The 15,313-nt window shown below is 57.2% G+C and carries 14 protein-coding genes and 2 pseudogenes; 6 read left to right on the top strand and 10 right to left on the bottom strand.

Translation table 11 applies throughout. From position 1 onward, the window contains the following. Positions 1-108 precede the first annotated feature (108 nt). Together mlc and bioD are read left to right on the top strand one after the other, a co-directional pair. Positions 109-1,329: a sugar metabolism global transcriptional regulator Mlc gene (mlc, locus tag ENTHG_RS06390; RefSeq protein WP_044179074.1), complete on the top strand. Its 1,221-nt coding sequence runs from the start codon at positions 109-111 to the stop codon at positions 1,327-1,329. Positions 1,330-1,455: 126 nt separating this feature from the next. After that, positions 1,456-2,151, top strand: a complete 696-nt coding sequence (gene bioD, locus ENTHG_RS06385; protein ID WP_044176570.1) for a dethiobiotin synthase — start codon at positions 1,456-1,458, stop codon at positions 2,149-2,151. A gap of 94 nt (positions 2,152-2,245) precedes the next feature. Here bioD and osmV read toward each other — a convergent pair whose 3' ends face one another. The 9 genes and pseudogenes from osmV to ENTHG_RS06340 all read right to left on the bottom strand — a co-directional run bounded on the left by osmV (position 2,246) and on the right by ENTHG_RS06340 (position 10,907). Further along, on the bottom strand, positions 2,246-3,394 hold the full coding sequence (gene osmV / locus ENTHG_RS06380) for an osmoprotectant ABC transporter ATP-binding protein OsmV (RefSeq protein WP_044176556.1): 1,149 nt from the start codon (positions 3,392-3,394) through the stop codon (positions 2,246-2,248). Then, positions 3,394-4,041: an osmoprotectant ABC transporter permease OsmW gene (osmW, locus tag ENTHG_RS06375; RefSeq protein ID WP_044176544.1), complete on the bottom strand. Its 648-nt coding sequence runs from the start codon at positions 4,039-4,041 to the stop codon at positions 3,394-3,396. The genes osmV and osmW overlap by 1 nt, the downstream gene beginning before the upstream one ends. A 9-nt stretch (positions 4,042-4,050) precedes the next feature. After that, positions 4,051-4,953 carry an osmoprotectant ABC transporter substrate-binding protein OsmX gene (gene osmX, locus ENTHG_RS06370; protein ID WP_044176535.1) on the bottom strand — a complete coding sequence of 301 codons (903 nt, stop codon included), beginning with the start codon at positions 4,951-4,953 and terminating at the stop codon, positions 4,051-4,053. A gap of 12 nt (positions 4,954-4,965) precedes the next feature. Next, positions 4,966-5,676 carry an osmoprotectant ABC transporter permease OsmY gene (gene osmY / locus ENTHG_RS06365; protein ID WP_044176526.1) on the bottom strand — a complete coding sequence of 237 codons (711 nt, stop codon included), beginning with the start codon at positions 5,674-5,676 and terminating at the stop codon, positions 4,966-4,968. A gap of 250 nt (positions 5,677-5,926) precedes the next feature. After that, positions 5,927-6,541 carry a Tat proofreading chaperone DmsD gene (gene dmsD / locus ENTHG_RS06360; protein ID WP_044176515.1) on the bottom strand — a complete coding sequence of 205 codons (615 nt, stop codon included), beginning with the start codon at positions 6,539-6,541 and terminating at the stop codon, positions 5,927-5,929. A gap of 15 nt (positions 6,542-6,556) precedes the next feature. Continuing rightward, positions 6,557-7,414 (bottom strand): DmsC/YnfH family molybdoenzyme membrane anchor subunit, encoded by an 858-nt coding sequence (locus ENTHG_RS06355; protein ID WP_044176504.1) that lies wholly within the window; start codon positions 7,412-7,414, stop codon positions 6,557-6,559. A gap of 1 nt (position 7,415) precedes the next feature. After that, complete coding sequence (locus ENTHG_RS06350; RefSeq protein WP_044176495.1) at positions 7,416-8,033, bottom strand: DMSO/selenate family reductase complex B subunit; 618 nt, start codon at positions 8,031-8,033, stop codon at positions 7,416-7,418. A gap of 10 nt (positions 8,034-8,043) precedes the next feature. Further along, positions 8,044-10,481: pseudogene (gene ynfE / locus ENTHG_RS06345) on the bottom strand (selenate/tellurate reductase subunit YnfE). A gap of 144 nt (positions 10,482-10,625) precedes the next feature. Then, positions 10,626-10,907, bottom strand: coding sequence for a DUF1161 domain-containing protein (locus ENTHG_RS06340; protein ID WP_044176483.1), 282 nt, complete (start codon positions 10,905-10,907; stop codon positions 10,626-10,628). A gap of 200 nt (positions 10,908-11,107) precedes the next feature. On the opposite strand from ENTHG_RS06340, the pseudogene ENTHG_RS06335 reads away from it, so the two are divergent. Continuing rightward, positions 11,108-11,819 (top strand): annotated as a pseudogene (locus ENTHG_RS06335) (YnfC family lipoprotein). A gap of 36 nt (positions 11,820-11,855) precedes the next feature. On the opposite strand, the gene ENTHG_RS06330 reads toward ENTHG_RS06335, so the two are convergent. Next, a complete protein-coding gene (locus ENTHG_RS06330) occupies positions 11,856-12,197 on the bottom strand; it encodes a DUF1283 family protein (RefSeq protein WP_044176472.1) in 342 nt (113 codons plus the stop codon). 139 nt (positions 12,198-12,336) lie between these two features. Here ENTHG_RS06330 and ENTHG_RS06325 point away from each other — a divergent pair, with 139 nt between their 5' ends. The 3 genes from ENTHG_RS06325 (at position 12,337) to ENTHG_RS06315 (ending at position 15,219) form a co-directional block, all read left to right on the top strand. Then, positions 12,337-12,663, top strand: a complete 327-nt coding sequence (locus ENTHG_RS06325; protein WP_044176460.1) for a YnfA family protein — start codon at positions 12,337-12,339, stop codon at positions 12,661-12,663. A 112-nt stretch (positions 12,664-12,775) separates the two neighbouring features. Further along, positions 12,776-13,792: a Zn-dependent oxidoreductase gene (locus ENTHG_RS06320; RefSeq protein ID WP_044176447.1), complete on the top strand. Its 1,017-nt coding sequence runs from the start codon at positions 12,776-12,778 to the stop codon at positions 13,790-13,792. 50 nt (positions 13,793-13,842) lie between these two features. Beyond that, complete coding sequence (locus ENTHG_RS06315; protein WP_044176436.1) at positions 13,843-15,219, top strand: MFS transporter; 1,377 nt, start codon at positions 13,843-13,845, stop codon at positions 15,217-15,219. The last annotated feature ends 94 nt before the right edge of the window (positions 15,220-15,313 follow it).

The following is a 15,313-nucleotide window of genomic DNA, read 5'->3' as shown; positions in this document are numbered from 1 at the left end:
GAAACGTGCGGTAAATCACAAGCCTGGGGAAATATTTGACGTTGACTATCGAAGTGCTTCACCATAGCCCAAAGTTTATTTCGGGCACAAAAATAAAGGGAGAGCGTGGTGGTTGCTGATAGTCAGCCTGGGCATATCGATCAAATAAAGCAGACCAATGCCGGCGCGGTATACCGCCTGATTGATCAGCTTGGCCCGGTGTCGCGCATCGACCTGTCGCGTCTGGCGCAGCTGGCGCCGGCCAGTATCACCAAAATTGTGCGTGAAATGCTGGAAGCGCATCTGGTGCAGGAGACCGAAATTCAGGAGCCAGGCAGCCGCGGGCGGCCTGCGGTGGGGCTGGTGGTGGAAACCGAAGCCTGGCACTATCTCTCTTTACGTATCAGCCGCGGGGAAATTTATCTCTCGCTGCGCGATCTTAGTAGCAAGCTGGTGGTAGAGGAGTGCCTGCTGCTATCGCTGGAGGATGAAACCCCGCTGCTGGCGCGCATCATCGCCCATATTGACGCCTTTTTTATTCGGCATCAGCAAAAGCTGGAGCGTCTAACCGCTATCGCCATTACGCTGCCCGGCATTATTGATACCGAAAACGGTATTGTCCACCGCATGCCCTTTTATGAAGGGGTAAAGGATATGCCGCTGGGCGAGGCGCTGGAAGCGCATACCGGCGTGCCCGTCTATATGCAGCACGATATCAGCGCCTGGACCATGGCCGAAGCGCTGTTTGGCGCGTCGCGCGGGGCGCGGGATGTGATTCAGGTGGTTATCGATCACAACGTCGGCGCGGGCGTCATCACCGACGGCAGGCTGCTGCACGCGGGCAGCAGTAGCCTGGTGGAGATTGGCCACACGCAGGTCGATCCTTACGGTAAACGCTGCTACTGCGGCAACCACGGCTGCCTGGAGACCATCGCCAGCGTGGAGAGCGTGCTGGAGCTGGCGCAACTGCGCATGAGCCAGTCGATGGGATCGATGCTGCACCAGCAGCCGCTGACGGTAGCGTCGCTGTGCGACGCGGCGCAGCAGGGGGATCTGCTGGCAAAAGATATTATCAGCGGTGTCGGCACCAACGTCGGGCGCATTCTGGCCATCATGGTAAATTTGTTCAATCCACAAAAAATTCTTATCGGTTCGCCCCTGAGCAAGGCGGCGGATATCCTCTTTCCCGCTATTGCTGACTGTATTCGTCAGCAATCATTACCCGCGTACAGTAAACATATCGCTGTAGAGAGCACGCAGTTTACCAACCAGGGCACAATGGCAGGCGCGGCGCTGGTTAAAGACGCGATGTATAATGGCTCGCTGCTGATACGTTTGTTGCAGGGGTAACATTTCTACACTGTTTTACCAAAAATTGCGCTAACGCAAGCCGGGCTGAAGACGCTTACCTTAGACTTTCCCCACTGAATTATTTTCCTGGTTTATATTTTCGTAGCATAACGGGTGGGGTTAGCAATGCTTAAGCGTTTCTTTGTAACGGGTACTGATACTTCTGTCGGGAAGACAGTCGTGTCCCGCGCACTGCTGCAGGCGATTGCCGCCAGCGGCAGAACCGTCGCGGGTTACAAGCCGGTCGCAAAAGGGAGTAAAGAGACGCCGGAAGGGTTACGCAATAAAGACGCGCTGGTACTGCAAAGCGTGTCGTCAATTGAGTTACCTTATTCATCGGTTAACCCCATTGCGCTAAGTGAAGACGAAAGTAGCGTAGCGCACAGTTATCCTATCAACTACAGCCTTCTTTCCAACGGCCTTGCCCGGCTATGCGACCAGGTTGACCATGTGGTCGTCGAAGGGACGGGGGGCTGGCGCAGCCTGATGAACGACCTGCGTCCGCTCTCTGAGTGGGTGGTGCAGGAGCAGATGGCGGTGTTGATGGTGGTGGGTATTCAGGAGGGCTGCATTAACCATGCGCTGCTGACCGCCCAGGCCATTGCCAGCGACGGGCTGCCGCTGATTGGCTGGGTGGCTAACCGTATCAACCCCGGCCTTGCGCACTATTCAGAAATTATCAGCGTACTGAGCCGTAAACTGCCCGCGCCGCTGGTGGGGGAGTTGCCTTATCTTCCCCGTGCCGAGCAGCGCGAACTGGCGCAGTATATTAACCTACCGATGGCGACAGGCATGCTCGCCGCCGAACGGGTCCTGGCCTGAGCCGTCGCGCCGGGGCATCCCGGATGCGCTGCGCTTATCCGGGCTACGGGAGGTAGCCCGGTAAGGCGTTTTCACGCCGCATCCGGGTACGACGTTACGCATCGCTGTGAATATTAAGCACCCGGCGGGTTCTGCCGGAGCTTAAGTAGTCGGCGATATAATCCTGCGAAATTTCCCCGTTATAACGCCCGGCTTCATCGACAATAGGCATCCAACTGGTGTTGCTCTCGTAGAGCTTTGACAGCACCACGCGCAGGTTGTCCTCCGCCTTGCCGGTAACGCGGAACGGGTGCAGCAGATCGGCGCAAACGCCGGTCGCGCCTCTGGCCTCGCGCCGCTTCACAAAGCCCAGCGGCTTGCCTTCGCTATCCACCACGGTAATGGCGCGGATATCGTTATCGTCCATAATGGCGAACGCCTCTGCAGCCGGAGTGGACTCCCGCGCCGTCAGCGTCGGCTGCTGGTCGGTCACGTCGCCCGCGGAAACCAGCAGCAGGCGCTTAAGCGTGCGGTCCTGGCCCACGAACGAGCCGACAAATTCATTCGCCGGTTTCGCCAGCAGTTCATCGGGGCTGGCGCACTGCACGATCCGTCCCTGACGGAAGACGGCGATACGATCGCCCAGTTTCAGCGCCTCATCGATATCGTGGCTGACCAGCATCACCGTTTTTTTCAGCTTGCGCTGCATCTCCAGGAACTGGTTCTGAATTACCTCACGGTTAATCGGGTCGACGGCGCCGAAGGGTTCATCCATCAGCAGTACCGGCGGATCCGCCGCCAGCGCGCGAATCACCCCGATACGCTGCTGCTGCCCGCCGGACATCTCGCGCGGATAACGGTGAAGAAATTTCTTCGCATCCAGCGCCACCATATCCATTAACTCCTCGGCGCGGCTTTTACAACGCGCTTTATCCCAGCCCAGCATCCGCGGCACCACGGTGATGTTCTCTTCAATGGTCATATTAGGGAACAGACCTATCTGCTGAATAACGTAGCCAAGATTGCGCCGCAGGGTAACGATATCCATCCCGCTGGTGTCCTCACCGTTGATCAGGATGTTGCCGCTGCTGGGCATAATCAGGCGGTTAATCATCTTCAGCGTGGTGGTTTTACCGCAGCCGGAGGGGCCAAGCAGGACGCACATCTCCCCTTCGGGGACGTGCAGGTTGATGTTGTCGACGGCCTTAACGGTCTGGCCGTTTTTCTGGGTAAATTGTTTGGTCAGATTTTCCAGCTTTATCATTATCGAATCCCCTTCGGTGTCAGTGCCACCTGCAAGCGATGCAGCAACCAGTCCAGCACGATCGCCAGTAAACAGATCATCAGCGCACCCGCAATCAGCATGCGAATATCGCTGCCGCCGATGCCGTTAAGTAGAAGCAGCCCCAGGCCGCCCGCGCCGATAACGGCGGCGATAGCCATTACGCCGATATTCATCACCACCGCGGTGCGAATACCGCCAAAAATCACCGGCAGCGCCATCGGAATTTCTACCCAGCGCAGCCGTTGCCAGAAGGTCATGCCGATACCGCGTCCGGCTTCGCGCAGGCCGGGCGGCAGGCTATCCAGCGCGGTGTGGGTGTTACGAACAATAGGCAGCAGCGAGTAGAGAAACACGGCGGTAATAGCCGGTAGCGCGCCAATACCCTGACCGACCATCGAAAAAAGCGGGATCATCAGGCCGAACAGGGCGATAGAAGGTATCGTCAGGACAATGGTCGCCAGCCCGAGCACCGGTGTCGCCAGCCATTTGTGGCGGACAATCAGAATGCCCAGCGGTACGCCAATCACAATTGCCAGGCCTACGGCGAGCAGCACCAGCCAGAGGTGCTGAAAAGTCAGGCTCGCCAGATAGCCCCAGTTATCCATCATGTAGTGAATCGTATCCATGGGCGCTCCTTACAGCAGACCTTTCTCACGCAAAAAGTCGCGCGCCACCTGTTCAGGCGACTGGTGATCGATATCGACTTTTGCATTGAGCGTCGAGATGACGTCGTTATTAAGCAGGCCGGAGAGGGTGTTCAGCGCCTCGTCCAGCCCAGGGTTAGCATCCAGGATAGCTTTGCGAACCACCGGCGTGACGGCGTAGCTTGGGAAAAAGCCCTTATCATCCTCAAGCACTTTCAGGTCGAAACCTTTAACCCGGCCATCGGTGGTATAAACCAGACCAGCGTCGACAAAGCCGTCACGCACGGCGTTATAGACCAGTCCGGGGTCCATCTGGCGGATTTGCGGGCGATCCAGCGGGAAGTTATAGGCCTCCTGCAAAGGCTTCATTCCGTCGCTACGCCCGGAAAATTCCAGGTCCAGGCCCAGCAGCCAGTTGTTGTCCGGGTCGGTCTGACGGATATGCTCAATTTTCGCCACCATCTCAGACATGGTGTTGATATGTTCTGCCTCCGCGCGTTTTCGCTGCATGGCGAAGGCGTAGGTGTTGTTCATATCCGCCGGTTTTAACCAGACAAGCCCGCGTTTCGCATCCAGCCGTTTTACCGTGTCGTAGGTCTGCTGCGGCGTCATGCGCTCTTTAATCTGGTTGAAGATGATGAGTGAGGTGCCGGTATATTCCCAGGTGATATCAATCTGGTTGTTGATCATCGCGTTGCGGGAGATAACCGCAGCAATATTGGTTTTCGGTTGAACCTGAAAGCCTTTTTTTTGCAGATACTGCACCGTCATGGCGGAAAGAATGTGCTGCTCGGTAAAACTTTTCGTCGCCAGCACCAGCGGCGCGGCATGGGCGGCGGCGCAGAAAAGCAGTGTCGCGCTCATGGCACCCAGTAAACGGGTTAGTCGTTTCATAAAGCGTCCTTATCAGCGCGTGTAGGGGGTGAGATAGCGTCCCAGCGCGGCCAGCAGGGAGTCCAGAACCAGGGCAAAAAGCGCGGTCGCGGCGGCCCCGAGAATCAGCGTCGGGAAGTCGTTGAGGTAGATACCCGGAAAGATCAGCTCGCCGTAGCTGCTGGCGCCAATCAGGAAGGCCAGTGGCGCGGTGCCCACGTTAATCGCCGTGGCGATGCGCACGCCGGAAAGAATAACGGGCAGGGCGTTGGGCAACTCCACCTGCCACAGACGCTGGCCTTTGGTCATGCCAATGCCGTTCGCCGCTTCCAGCAGCGAGGCGGGTACTGAGCAGAGACCCGCATAGGTATTACGGACGATGGGTAACAACGACGCCAGAAAGAGCGCGAAGATTGCCGGCTTATCGCCGATGCCGATCACCACCATCGCCAGCGCCAGCACCGCCAGCGGCGGCAATGTGTTGCCGACGTTAAAGATCTGCATCACATATTCGGCTACGCCCTTAGCCGCCGGGCGGCTGAGGGCGATACCGCTGGGAATACCGACCAGCAGGGCAAAGAACATGGAGCTGAACACCAGAATCAGGTGCTGCTGCCCAAGATAAACGAGGTCAACCTGACGGGCTTTTAGGGTCTCAAGGCCAATTCCCCAGGCTAACAGCGCCAGCACCACGACCAGAGTCGCAATAAAAAGCAGGGCGCGGGTGAGTGCGGATGTATGCATTGCAGTGTGTCTCCCTGAGTGCATGCGTTATGGCAACGGCGGTTGCAGGTTATTAGGCCATGTTCGGCAGGGTATTTAAGCAATAGCAACGACCTGGAGATGCTTCCAGTAATAGAGAGGGCTTTTAACGTATGGATTTTGCGCGATTTTTCCCGCAGACCAGTGACGCTAACCGCTGGCGGGGAGCAAAAGAATTTTCTTAAAAGCGCAGCGGCAAACGTGACGTTGTCACATTGCCGCCGCGCTTAATTCACCGATAGAGCTTTTTCGGGGCGACGGGCATCAGCAGCCGCGTCTGCCAGTCTACGAGGGTGAGGCGGGCAAGCCTTGCCGCAGCATGCCAGAACGGGTGGCCGGCTTCGCTTTCCAGCACATCAAGAAAACGGCCAGCCCACGGCAGCAGATGCCAGGCCAGCAGCTCGTCGCAGGCGCTGACGCGATCGTTTTCCACCAGCCAGGCGGCGAGCAGCATAAGCGCGCCGAAATGATCCTCCGGCGCGTCATGCTGCATCTCCTGCACGATGTGGTGATGACGCATCCACTGCCGTAGCGCCAGGGTTGATTCGCCAAACAGCACGTTCTCTTTATCCAGCCAGACTGACCCCCAGGGCGGTGCGGGCAGTGCCGAAGGGCCAATAAAAAGGCGCTGCCATGCCTGGGGAATGGTCTCCGGCGCGTCGGCGGCAAACAGCGGCGTTAGCGACGCCAGTTCAGCGGAAGAAGACGGCCACTGCGCTTCCCATTCACCGTTACGAAAAGCGGCGATAAGCCCCTGCGCCTGCTCACTCTGGGGCGGGAACCAGAACAGCCCGCCCAGCACCCTCGCGGTAAACGTAAAGGCTGGCGTATGTAACGTATCCACCACAGGCACTCCTTCTTGTTACCCGGCAATGGCCATGCCGACCGTCATATGCAGCCCGTAAAACAGGCTCCGGCCCAGCAGTTCCGCGACCACCACCAGCGCGACGCCCGCCATCAGACTGACCGCGCGGGGCTGTTTACGCATCACCAGCGGGCAGATCCAGCAGCCCAGGCCCGCCGCCAGCAGCACCATGCGCAGAATTTGCAGCGCGCCGTAGTCCGGCACCAGCGCGCTGGCCTGGGCCACGGAGCTGTGAATAGCGCCGAGGCTCAGCGCCTGCAGGACAATCACCGCCACTGTCGCCAGCAGCGCCGCGACGCTCAGCGACGCGAAGGTCGCGCCGTTGAACGAGGTACGCGCCAGACGCAGCAGCAGGGCGGCAAGCAGCGGGCCGCCGAGCAGCATAGTCAGGAAGAAGCTCGCGGTGGTGAAACCGCCATGCCAGGTGGGCACGGTATCGATCTGGTAGACCCGACTGGTTGCCCAGACAAAGATGACTCCCAGTACCATGCTGATAACCAGCCAGATTTTACCCACCGTAACGGGCATTTTCCCCAGCACCGTCACCAGCCACCACAGTCCGCCGACGGCGAAAAAGAGTGACCCAAGGGCAATTTCATTACTGAGCGGCGAGGCGCCTATCCGGTTAAGGGCGTTCATCGCCCGCAACGGCGAGCCGAGGTGCATCATCGAAGCGAGAAAACCGATGCCCATCAGCAGCCAGAGGAAAAACATACAGCGGGCGATGCGCCGCTGATTGGCGGTATCGTCTTTGGCCGCCATCCAGCCCAGCCCGGTGACGATCAGCGCCCCTGCCACGCACTGGCCAAGGACGGTAAACAACACCAGCGGCCATTCATGCCATCCATTCCCCATTTCACACCTCCTGCGGGTTTGCCAGATAGCCGGTAGAATCCCCGGTCGGGCGGCTGTTGGCGTTAGGTTTTATGACAATATTTGGCCGGGTAAAGTGCGACGCCGGCAGCGGGGCGATAGCGGCAAGGTTGCCGTGCTTTTTACGCAGCTCGTCGATGGGGCCAAAATCCAGCGCCCTGAGCGGGCAGGACTCGACGCAAACAGGCTTTTGCCCTTCGGCGACGCGCTCGTAGCAGCCATCGCACTTGGTCATATGACCTTTTTCGGCGTTGTACTGCGGCGCGCCGTAAGGGCAGGCCATATGGCAGTAACGGCAGCCGATGCAGACGTCTTCATCCACCACCACGAAACCGTCTTCGCGCTTATGCATTGCGCCGCTGGGGCAGACTTTGGTACAGGCGGGATCTTCACAGTGGTTGCAGGCAATCGACAGATAGTAAGCAAAGACATTCTGATGCCAGACGCCGTTATCTTCCTGCCAGTCGCCGCCCGCGTACTCATAGATGCGGCGAAAGCTCACTTCAGGCGTTAAGTTTTTGTAATCCTTGCAGGCCAGCTCGCAGGTTTTACAGCCGGTGCAGCGCGCGGAATCAATAAAAAATCCATATTGGGTTGTCATCGGCTACTCCTTACACCTTTTCGATTTCAACAAGGTTGGTGTGCTGCGGATTTCCCTTCGCCAGCGGAGAGGGGCGGTGCGTGGTGAGCGTGTTCACACAGCCGCCGTGATCGACGCGGTCGCCGCTCATGCTGGCGTCGTGCCAGGCCCCCTGGCCCATCGCACTGACGCCAGGCATAATGCGCGGCGTCACCTTCGCGGCAATGCGCACTTCTCCGCGGCCATTAAAGACCCGGACCATATCGCCATTGGCGATGCCGCGTTTTTGCGCGTCGACAGGGTTAATCCACACCTCCTGGCGGCAGGCGGCGGCGAGCACATCAATGTTGCCGTAGCTGGAGTGGGTGCGGGATTTATAGTGGAAGCCGAAAAGCTGTAGCGGGAATTTGTCGCGGGCGGGATCGTCCCAGCCTTCAAACGTTGAGGCGTAAACCGGCAGCGGGCTGATGACCTCATCTTTTTGCAGTTCCCAGCGGTTGGCAATCTCCGCCAGCCGGCTGGAGTAGATCTCAATTTTACCGGAAGGGGTTTTCAGCGGGTTGGCCTGCGGATCTTCGCGGAATTTCTTATAGGCAACGAAGTGGCCGTTAGGATCTTTGCGCTTATAGATGCCCATCTTTTTGAGCTCTTCATACGAGGGCAGCTGCGGATCTTTCGCCACCATCTTCGCGTACAGGTATTTCAGCCACTCTTCCTGCGTGCGCCCTTCGGTAAAGCGCTGATAGATATCCGGCCCGAGTCGTCTGGCGATTTCACTGGTTATCCAGTAGATCGGTTTGCGCTCGAATTTCGGCGTCGTCACCGGCTGGATAAAGATGAGATAGCCCATATTGCCAGCGTAGTCGTTGGGGATGATATCTTCCTGCTCAACGGTCATCAGGTCAGGCAGCAGGATATCGGCGTATTTCGCCGAGGAGGTCATAAAGTTGTCGATCACCACGATCATTTCGCACTTCGATTCATCCTGTAAGATCTCGTGCGTTTTGTTGATGTCGCTGTGCTGATTGGTAATGGTGTTGCCCGCGTAGTTCCAGATAAATTTAATGGGCACGTCCAGCTTCGCTTTCCCTCGCACGCCGTCGCGGGTAGCGGTCATCTCCGGGCCACGGGCGATGGCGTCGGTCCAGCTAAAGCAGGAGATCTGGGTTTTTACCGGGTTTTCCGGCAGCGGCATCCGCTCAATGGTGATGGTGTAGGTGGATTCTCGCGCGCCGCTGTTGCCGCCGTTAATCCCGACGTTACCGGTAAGGATCGGCAGCATGGCGATAGCCCGCGAGGTCAGCTCGCCATTGGCCTGACGCTGCGGCCCCCAGCCCTGGCAAATATAGGCCGGTTTGGCCTGGCCTATCTCCCGCGCCAGTTTGATAATGCGATCCGCCGGGATGCCGGTGATCGCCGCCGCCCACTGCGGCGTTTTGGCGATGCCGTCTTCGCCCTGGCCCAGAATATAGGCCTTATAGTGGCCGTTGGCCGGGGCGTCTGCGGGCAGCGTTTTCTCGTCATAGCCGACGCAATAGGTGTCGAGGAACGCCTGATCGACCAGGTTCTCGTTAATCAGCACCCAGGCAAGGCCCGCCACCAGCGCCGCATCGGTACCGGGGCGGATGGGTATCCACTCGTCTTCGCGCCCGGCGGCGGTATCGGTATAGCGGGGATCGATAACAATCATGCGCGCGTTTGAGCGTTCACGCGCCTGTTCAAGGAAGTAGGTGATGCCCGCGCCGCTCATGCGCGTTTCGGCGGGGTTATTGCCAAACATCACCACCAGTTTGGTGTTTTCAATATCGGAGGTGCTGTTACCTTCGTTCGAACCGTAGGTGTAGGGCATCGCGCAGGCGATTTGCGCGGTACTGTAGGTGCCGTAATGGCTCAGGAAGCCGCCGTAGCAGTTCATCAGGCGCGCCACCAGCGAGGCATAGGGCGAGGAGCGGGTGATATTGCCGCCTACAATACCGGACGAATAGTTAATGTAGACCGCTTCGTTACCGTATTTCTCAACGGTCTTTTTCAGGCTGCCGGCGATGGTATCCAGCGCTTCGTCCCAACTGATACGTTCAAATTTACCTTCGCCGCGTTTACCGACGCGCTTCATCGGGTAGTTAAGCCGATCCGGGTGGTTAATACGGCGACGAATCGAGCGGCCGCGCAGGCAGGCGCGCACCTGATGATCGCCGTAAATATCCTCGCCGGTATTGTCGGTTTCCACCCATTGCACTTCGTTATCACGCACGTGGAAACGCAGTGCGCAGCGGCTGCCGCAGTTAACGGAACAGGCTCCCCACACCACTTTATCTTCTGCGGGCTGAACGGCGCTTTGTACCGCCGCCGCGGCAGTGCGCAGCCCAAAGGGCAAAGATAACCCCCCGCCGCCAGCGCCAGCGAACCCAGGGCCGTGCTTTTAACGAGTGTTCGTCGGCTTATTCCGCCGCTGTTTTCTCTATTCGACATAGCTCACTCCATTGTATTTTTAATCGTCTCTGCCTGATGACTAGCAGGCTAAGCATGGAGTGATGCTACTTAATAAGGAGTAGGGGAATATTACCAGGGATCAAGCCAGAGCCTGATCCCCCAGGATTGCGTAGGGAAGGTTTGTTATTGTGAAGCGGATCGCTGATTGTCGTCGGCCGCGCCATCGCCGTGGCGGGTATAGAGGATTTTCCAGCCGTCATTGCCGCAGTGGCCCACCACCTGGGCGTCCGGCGCGCTATTCTGATCGTTAGGCTCAACGGTCAGCGTAAAGGCCGATTCCGCCACGCCGTTGTTGATAATCCGCTGTTCAATATCGCTTCTTACCCGCTCGCATGAATCCGGCGCGGCCAGTGCTGACGCCGAGCCTGCCATTAACAGCGCACCTAACCAAATAAGCTTTTTCATAGCTAACTCCTTTGATAAACGTTTATAAAAGTTTAGCAGCGGTTATAAATGAGCAGCATATTGCTGGTTTTTTCAGAGTGTTGAACCCGGTTGCTGAGAATTATTCAGGCGCAGTCTTAAAGAAATAACGTTGTCCTTGCCAGAACAATTACAGCTTTTGCTAATATAAGCGCTACGCAGAATAAAAATCAGGTGACCCTTTGAAGAACCCTATGATACTCATCATGCTGGCAGCCCTCACCAGCGCCTGTAATGATGAAAAAGGACCCGTATCTTTTACGCCAGAGATGGCCAGTTTTTCTAATGAATTCGATTTCGATCCGCTACGTGGCCCGGTAAAAGTGTTCAGCCAGACGTTGCTGGATGAAGAAGGCAAAGTCTCGAAGCGCGTCAGCGGCGCGCTCTCGAAAGAGGGCTGCTTTGATTCGCTCGACCTTCACGACGTGGAAAACAACACCGGCGTTTCGCTGGTGCTCAACGCCAACTACTACATCGATGCCGATACCCAGGAAAAACGGCTGCGTCTGCAGGGAAAATGCCAGCTGGCGGAGTACCCCAGCGCGGGGCTGACGTGGGAGACGGACGACCGCGGTTTTTGTCACGGCCGCGCGCGGCAAAGATGTTGAAGTGACCTACCGCTATGATGATGAAGGCTACCCGCTGGGGAAATCCACCACCTCAAAGGATGCGCGGCTGTTTATCTCTTCGACCCCGTCTACCGTGAAGGGTAAAAAGATGGACTACACCGCGGTCAGCACGTTGAATGACAAACCGCTGGGGAAGGTTAAACAGAGCTGTGATTATGACAAGCATGCCAACCCGGTGGCCTGTGAGCTGAGGATAGTGGACGAAAGCGTATCGCCCGCGGTGGAGCGCAAATACACTATCAAAAATACCATTGAGTACTATTGATGTGATGAACGGGCGCGATGCCGCGCCCGCAAAGAATTACGGCGTAATCTGACGGCCGGTACGGCGGTCAAGGCAGCGCAGGGTATTCGGTTCCCAGTAGGCGTTCAGGTTGGCGCTTTTCTGGCAGTTATCCTGCGCATCAAAGGCGACGTCCGCTTTATCCCACTCTTTTTCCGTGCGCTTGTTCACTTTCTGACGAAGCGAACGGGTGTCATTCCACTGTTCTTTTTCCATGGCGGCATGCTGGCGGCTCTGGGCGCTGTCGCCGGATTCAATCACCAGTCTGTCAGTCTGCGCAAAAGCGCTGGCGGTGTACACGAAGGCACCCAGCGTCAGCATTGCCGTCAGGCACAGGCGCTTGCTAAGAGTCATGTTCATTGCGATTTCCTTACGGTAAGGGGCTGCTATTTGCCGATTCTACTCGATTCGTCCCTGGCCGCAAACCCGGGATGGCGTCTGCGTTGATATGGATTATCCGTTAAGATAGTTCAACTCTTGCTGAATGAAAACGTGAGTCATGCTCAAAACCACACTGCTTTTTTTCCTTACCGCACTTTGCGAGATTGTGGGCTGCTTTCTGCCCTGGCTATGGCTCAGGCGTGGCGCAACGGCGCTGTTGCTGATTCCTGCCGGAGTCTCGCTGGTCCTTTTTGTCTGGCTGTTGACGCTGCACCCGGCCGCCAGCGGTCGCGTCTATGCCGCTTATGGCGGCGTCTATGTCTGTACCGCGCTGCTGTGGCTACGCATCGTCGACGGGGTAAAACTGAGCGTCTATGACTGGGGCGGCGCGGCGATTGCCCTGTGCGGAATGTTGATCATCGTAGCCGGGTGGGGGCGCGCCTGAGCGCCCGCCATTTTTTGTGATCTGACGCCGCTTTTGTGATCATTATACTTGTATGGTAGTAGCTCAGATGAGAAATTCCTTGTGTCGTAACAAGACAAACAAGGAAGAAATAATGAAAAGTGTAGTTATTCAACAGCCAGGCCAGCTGGATATTACAGAACGCTCGCGTCCCGAACCCGCCGCAGGCGAGGTTCGCGTCAAAGTGAAACTGGCGGGGATTTGTGGCTCGGACAGCCATATCTATCGCGGTCATAACCCGTTTGCTAAATACCCTCGCGTTATCGGGCATGAGTTTTTCGGCATCATCGATGCCGTGGGAGAAGGTGTACCGGCAGAGCGCCTGGGACAGCGGGTCTCTGTCGATCCGGTCATTAGCTGCGGGCACTGCTATCCGTGCTCCGTCGGCAAACCAAACGTCTGCACTTCGCTGGTGGTGCTCGGCGTTCACCGCGACGGCGGCTTTAGCGAATATGCCGTTGTGCCGGAGGCAAACGCCTGGGTTATTCCCGACGCTATTGCCGATGAAGATGCGGTGATGGTGGAACCTTTCACCATTGCGGCCAACGTTACCGGCCATGCCAGCCCAACAGAGCAGGATGTGGCGCTGGTATACGGCGCGGGTCCAATGGGTCTGACCACCGTGCAGGCGCTGAAAGGCGTTTACAACGTTAAACAGCTTATCGTTGTTGACCGTATTGAAGAACGTCTGAAGATGGCGCAGGGCTGCGGGGCGGATCTCGTCATCAACAACGGCAATATGAATTTACAGGCCGTGCTGGAAGAGAAGGGGATCAAGCCGACGCTGATTATCGACGCCGCCTGCCACCCGTCTATTTTACCGGAGGCAATTGCACTGGCTTCGCCTGCCGCTCGCATTGTGATCATGGGCTTCTCCAGCGAACCGTGCCAAATCGTTCAGCAGGGCATCACCGGTAAAGAACTCTCTATTTTCTCCTCGCGGCTTAACGCCAGAAAATTCCCGGTCGTTATCGACTGGCTGCAGCGCGGCCTGATCGATCCGACGAAATTAGTGACCCACAAATTTGACTATCACCATGTCGCCGACGCGATTGAACTGTTCGAAAAAGACCAGCGGCAGTGCTGCAAAGTTCTGCTGACGTTCAATTAATTCCACGCCATTCGCGATTAAGCGGTACGCATTTTTTTGAGATAGCCATTATGACGCAAATTAATACAGAAAGAACGACCTCTGATCTGGTGAGAGCCGCCGTTTCCGGCTGGCTGGGCACCGCACTCGAATTTATGGATTTCCAGCTCTATTCACTGGGCGCTGCGCTGGTTTTCCATGAGATCTTCTTCCCGGAACAGTCTGCCGCCATGGCATTAATTCTGGCAATGGGCACCTACGGCGCGGGGTATATCGCGCGTATCATCGGCGCCTTTGTCTTCGGCAAAATGGGCGACAGCATCGGGCGTAAAAAGGTGCTGTTTATCACCATCACGATGATGGGTATCTGTACCACGCTTATCGGCGTTCTGCCGACTTACGGGCAGATTGGCATCTTTGCGCCGGTGCTGCTGGTTACCCTGCGTATCATTCAGGGGCTGGGCGCCGGGGCGGAAATTTCCGGCGCGGGCACTATGCTGGCGGAATATGCGCCTAAAGGAAAACGCGGGATCATCTCCTCGCTGGTAGCGATGGGCACCAACTGCGGTACGCTGAGCGCCACCGCTATCTGGGCCGTTATGTTCTTCGCCCTCGACCGCGAACAGCTGCTGGCGTGGGGATGGCGTATTCCCTTCCTCGCAAGCGTGGTGGTGATGTTCTTCGCCATCTGGCTGCGTATGAACTTAAAAGAGAGCCCGGTGTTCGAGCAGGTGAGCGAAGGGGGCCATGCGCCCGCGAAAACGCAACCCGCAGAGTCGAGCCTCGGCGCGATGTTCACTAGCAAATCTTTCTGGCTGGCGACCGGTCTGCGTTTTGGCCAGGCGGGTAACTCCGGACTGATCCAGACGTTCCTGGCGGGCTATCTTGTCCAGACGCTGCTGTTTGAAAAACGCATTCCGACCGATGCGCTGATGATTAGCTCCGTGATTGGCTTCCTGACCATTCCGCTGCTGGGCTGGCTGTCAGACAAAGTGGGCCGCCGTCTGCCGTATATCTGCCTGTGTATCTCTGCCATTGTGCTGGCGTATCCGATGATGTCGATCATCGTGGATAAGAGCTACAGCCCAGGCGTGATTATGCTCTCCATTATCGTCATCCATAACTTCGCGGTGCTGGGGCTGTTCGCGCTGGAAAACATCACCATGGCCGAGATGTTCGGCTCGCGCAATCGCTTTACCCGTATGGCCATCTCCAAAGAGGCGGGCGGCCTGGTTGCCGTGGGTTTCGGTCCGGTACTGGCCGGTATTTTCTGTAATGCGACCGGCTCCTGGTGGCCGATCGTGGTGATGCTGATCGCCTATTCGGTGCTGGGGCTGATTGCCGCACTGATGATGCCGGAAGTGTGCGATCGTGACCTCAATATTCTGGAGGATGCGGCCGACGCGCAGCAAAACGTTCCGGCCACCACCACGCGCAGAGCGGTCTGATTTATGACTGAATGAGGCGGAGAAAAGGAAACATTTAGTTACCATTCTAGTCAGTTCAGTCAAGGAAAACTGCCGCAAATCAAAAAATGGTTTG

It is taken from the genome of Phytobacter massiliensis JC163 (assembly GCF_000321045.1).
GTDB classification, from domain to species: domain Bacteria; phylum Pseudomonadota; class Gammaproteobacteria; order Enterobacterales; family Enterobacteriaceae; genus Phytobacter_A; species Phytobacter_A massiliensis.
This window is presented reverse-complemented; position numbering and strand designations above follow the sequence as displayed.

Coding starts and splice junctions, on each gene's coding strand:
- bioD (WP_044176570.1), top strand. CDS start 1,456: ATGCTTAAGCGTTTCTTTGTAACGGGTACTGATACTTCTGTCGGGAAG.
- osmV (WP_044176556.1), bottom strand. CDS start 3,394: ATGATAAAGCTGGAAAATCTGACCAAACAATTTACCCAGAAAAACGGC.
- osmW (WP_044176544.1), bottom strand. CDS start 4,041: ATGGATACGATTCACTACATGATGGATAACTGGGGCTATCTGGCGAGC.
- osmX (WP_044176535.1), bottom strand. CDS start 4,953: ATGAAACGACTAACCCGTTTACTGGGTGCCATGAGCGCGACACTGCTT.
- osmY (WP_044176526.1), bottom strand. CDS start 5,676: ATGCATACATCCGCACTCACCCGCGCCCTGCTTTTTATTGCGACTCTG.
- ENTHG_RS06355 (WP_044176504.1), bottom strand. CDS start 7,414: ATGGGGAATGGATGGCATGAATGGCCGCTGGTGTTGTTTACCGTCCTT.
- ENTHG_RS06350 (WP_044176495.1), bottom strand. CDS start 8,033: ATGACAACCCAATATGGATTTTTTATTGATTCCGCGCGCTGCACCGGC.
- ENTHG_RS06340 (WP_044176483.1), bottom strand. CDS start 10,907: ATGAAAAAGCTTATTTGGTTAGGTGCGCTGTTAATGGCAGGCTCGGCG.
- ENTHG_RS06330 (WP_044176472.1), bottom strand. CDS start 12,197: ATGAACATGACTCTTAGCAAGCGCCTGTGCCTGACGGCAATGCTGACG.
- ENTHG_RS06325 (WP_044176460.1), top strand. CDS start 12,337: ATGCTCAAAACCACACTGCTTTTTTTCCTTACCGCACTTTGCGAGATT.
- ENTHG_RS06320 (WP_044176447.1), top strand. CDS start 12,776: ATGAAAAGTGTAGTTATTCAACAGCCAGGCCAGCTGGATATTACAGAA.
- ENTHG_RS06315 (WP_044176436.1), top strand. CDS start 13,843: ATGACGCAAATTAATACAGAAAGAACGACCTCTGATCTGGTGAGAGCC.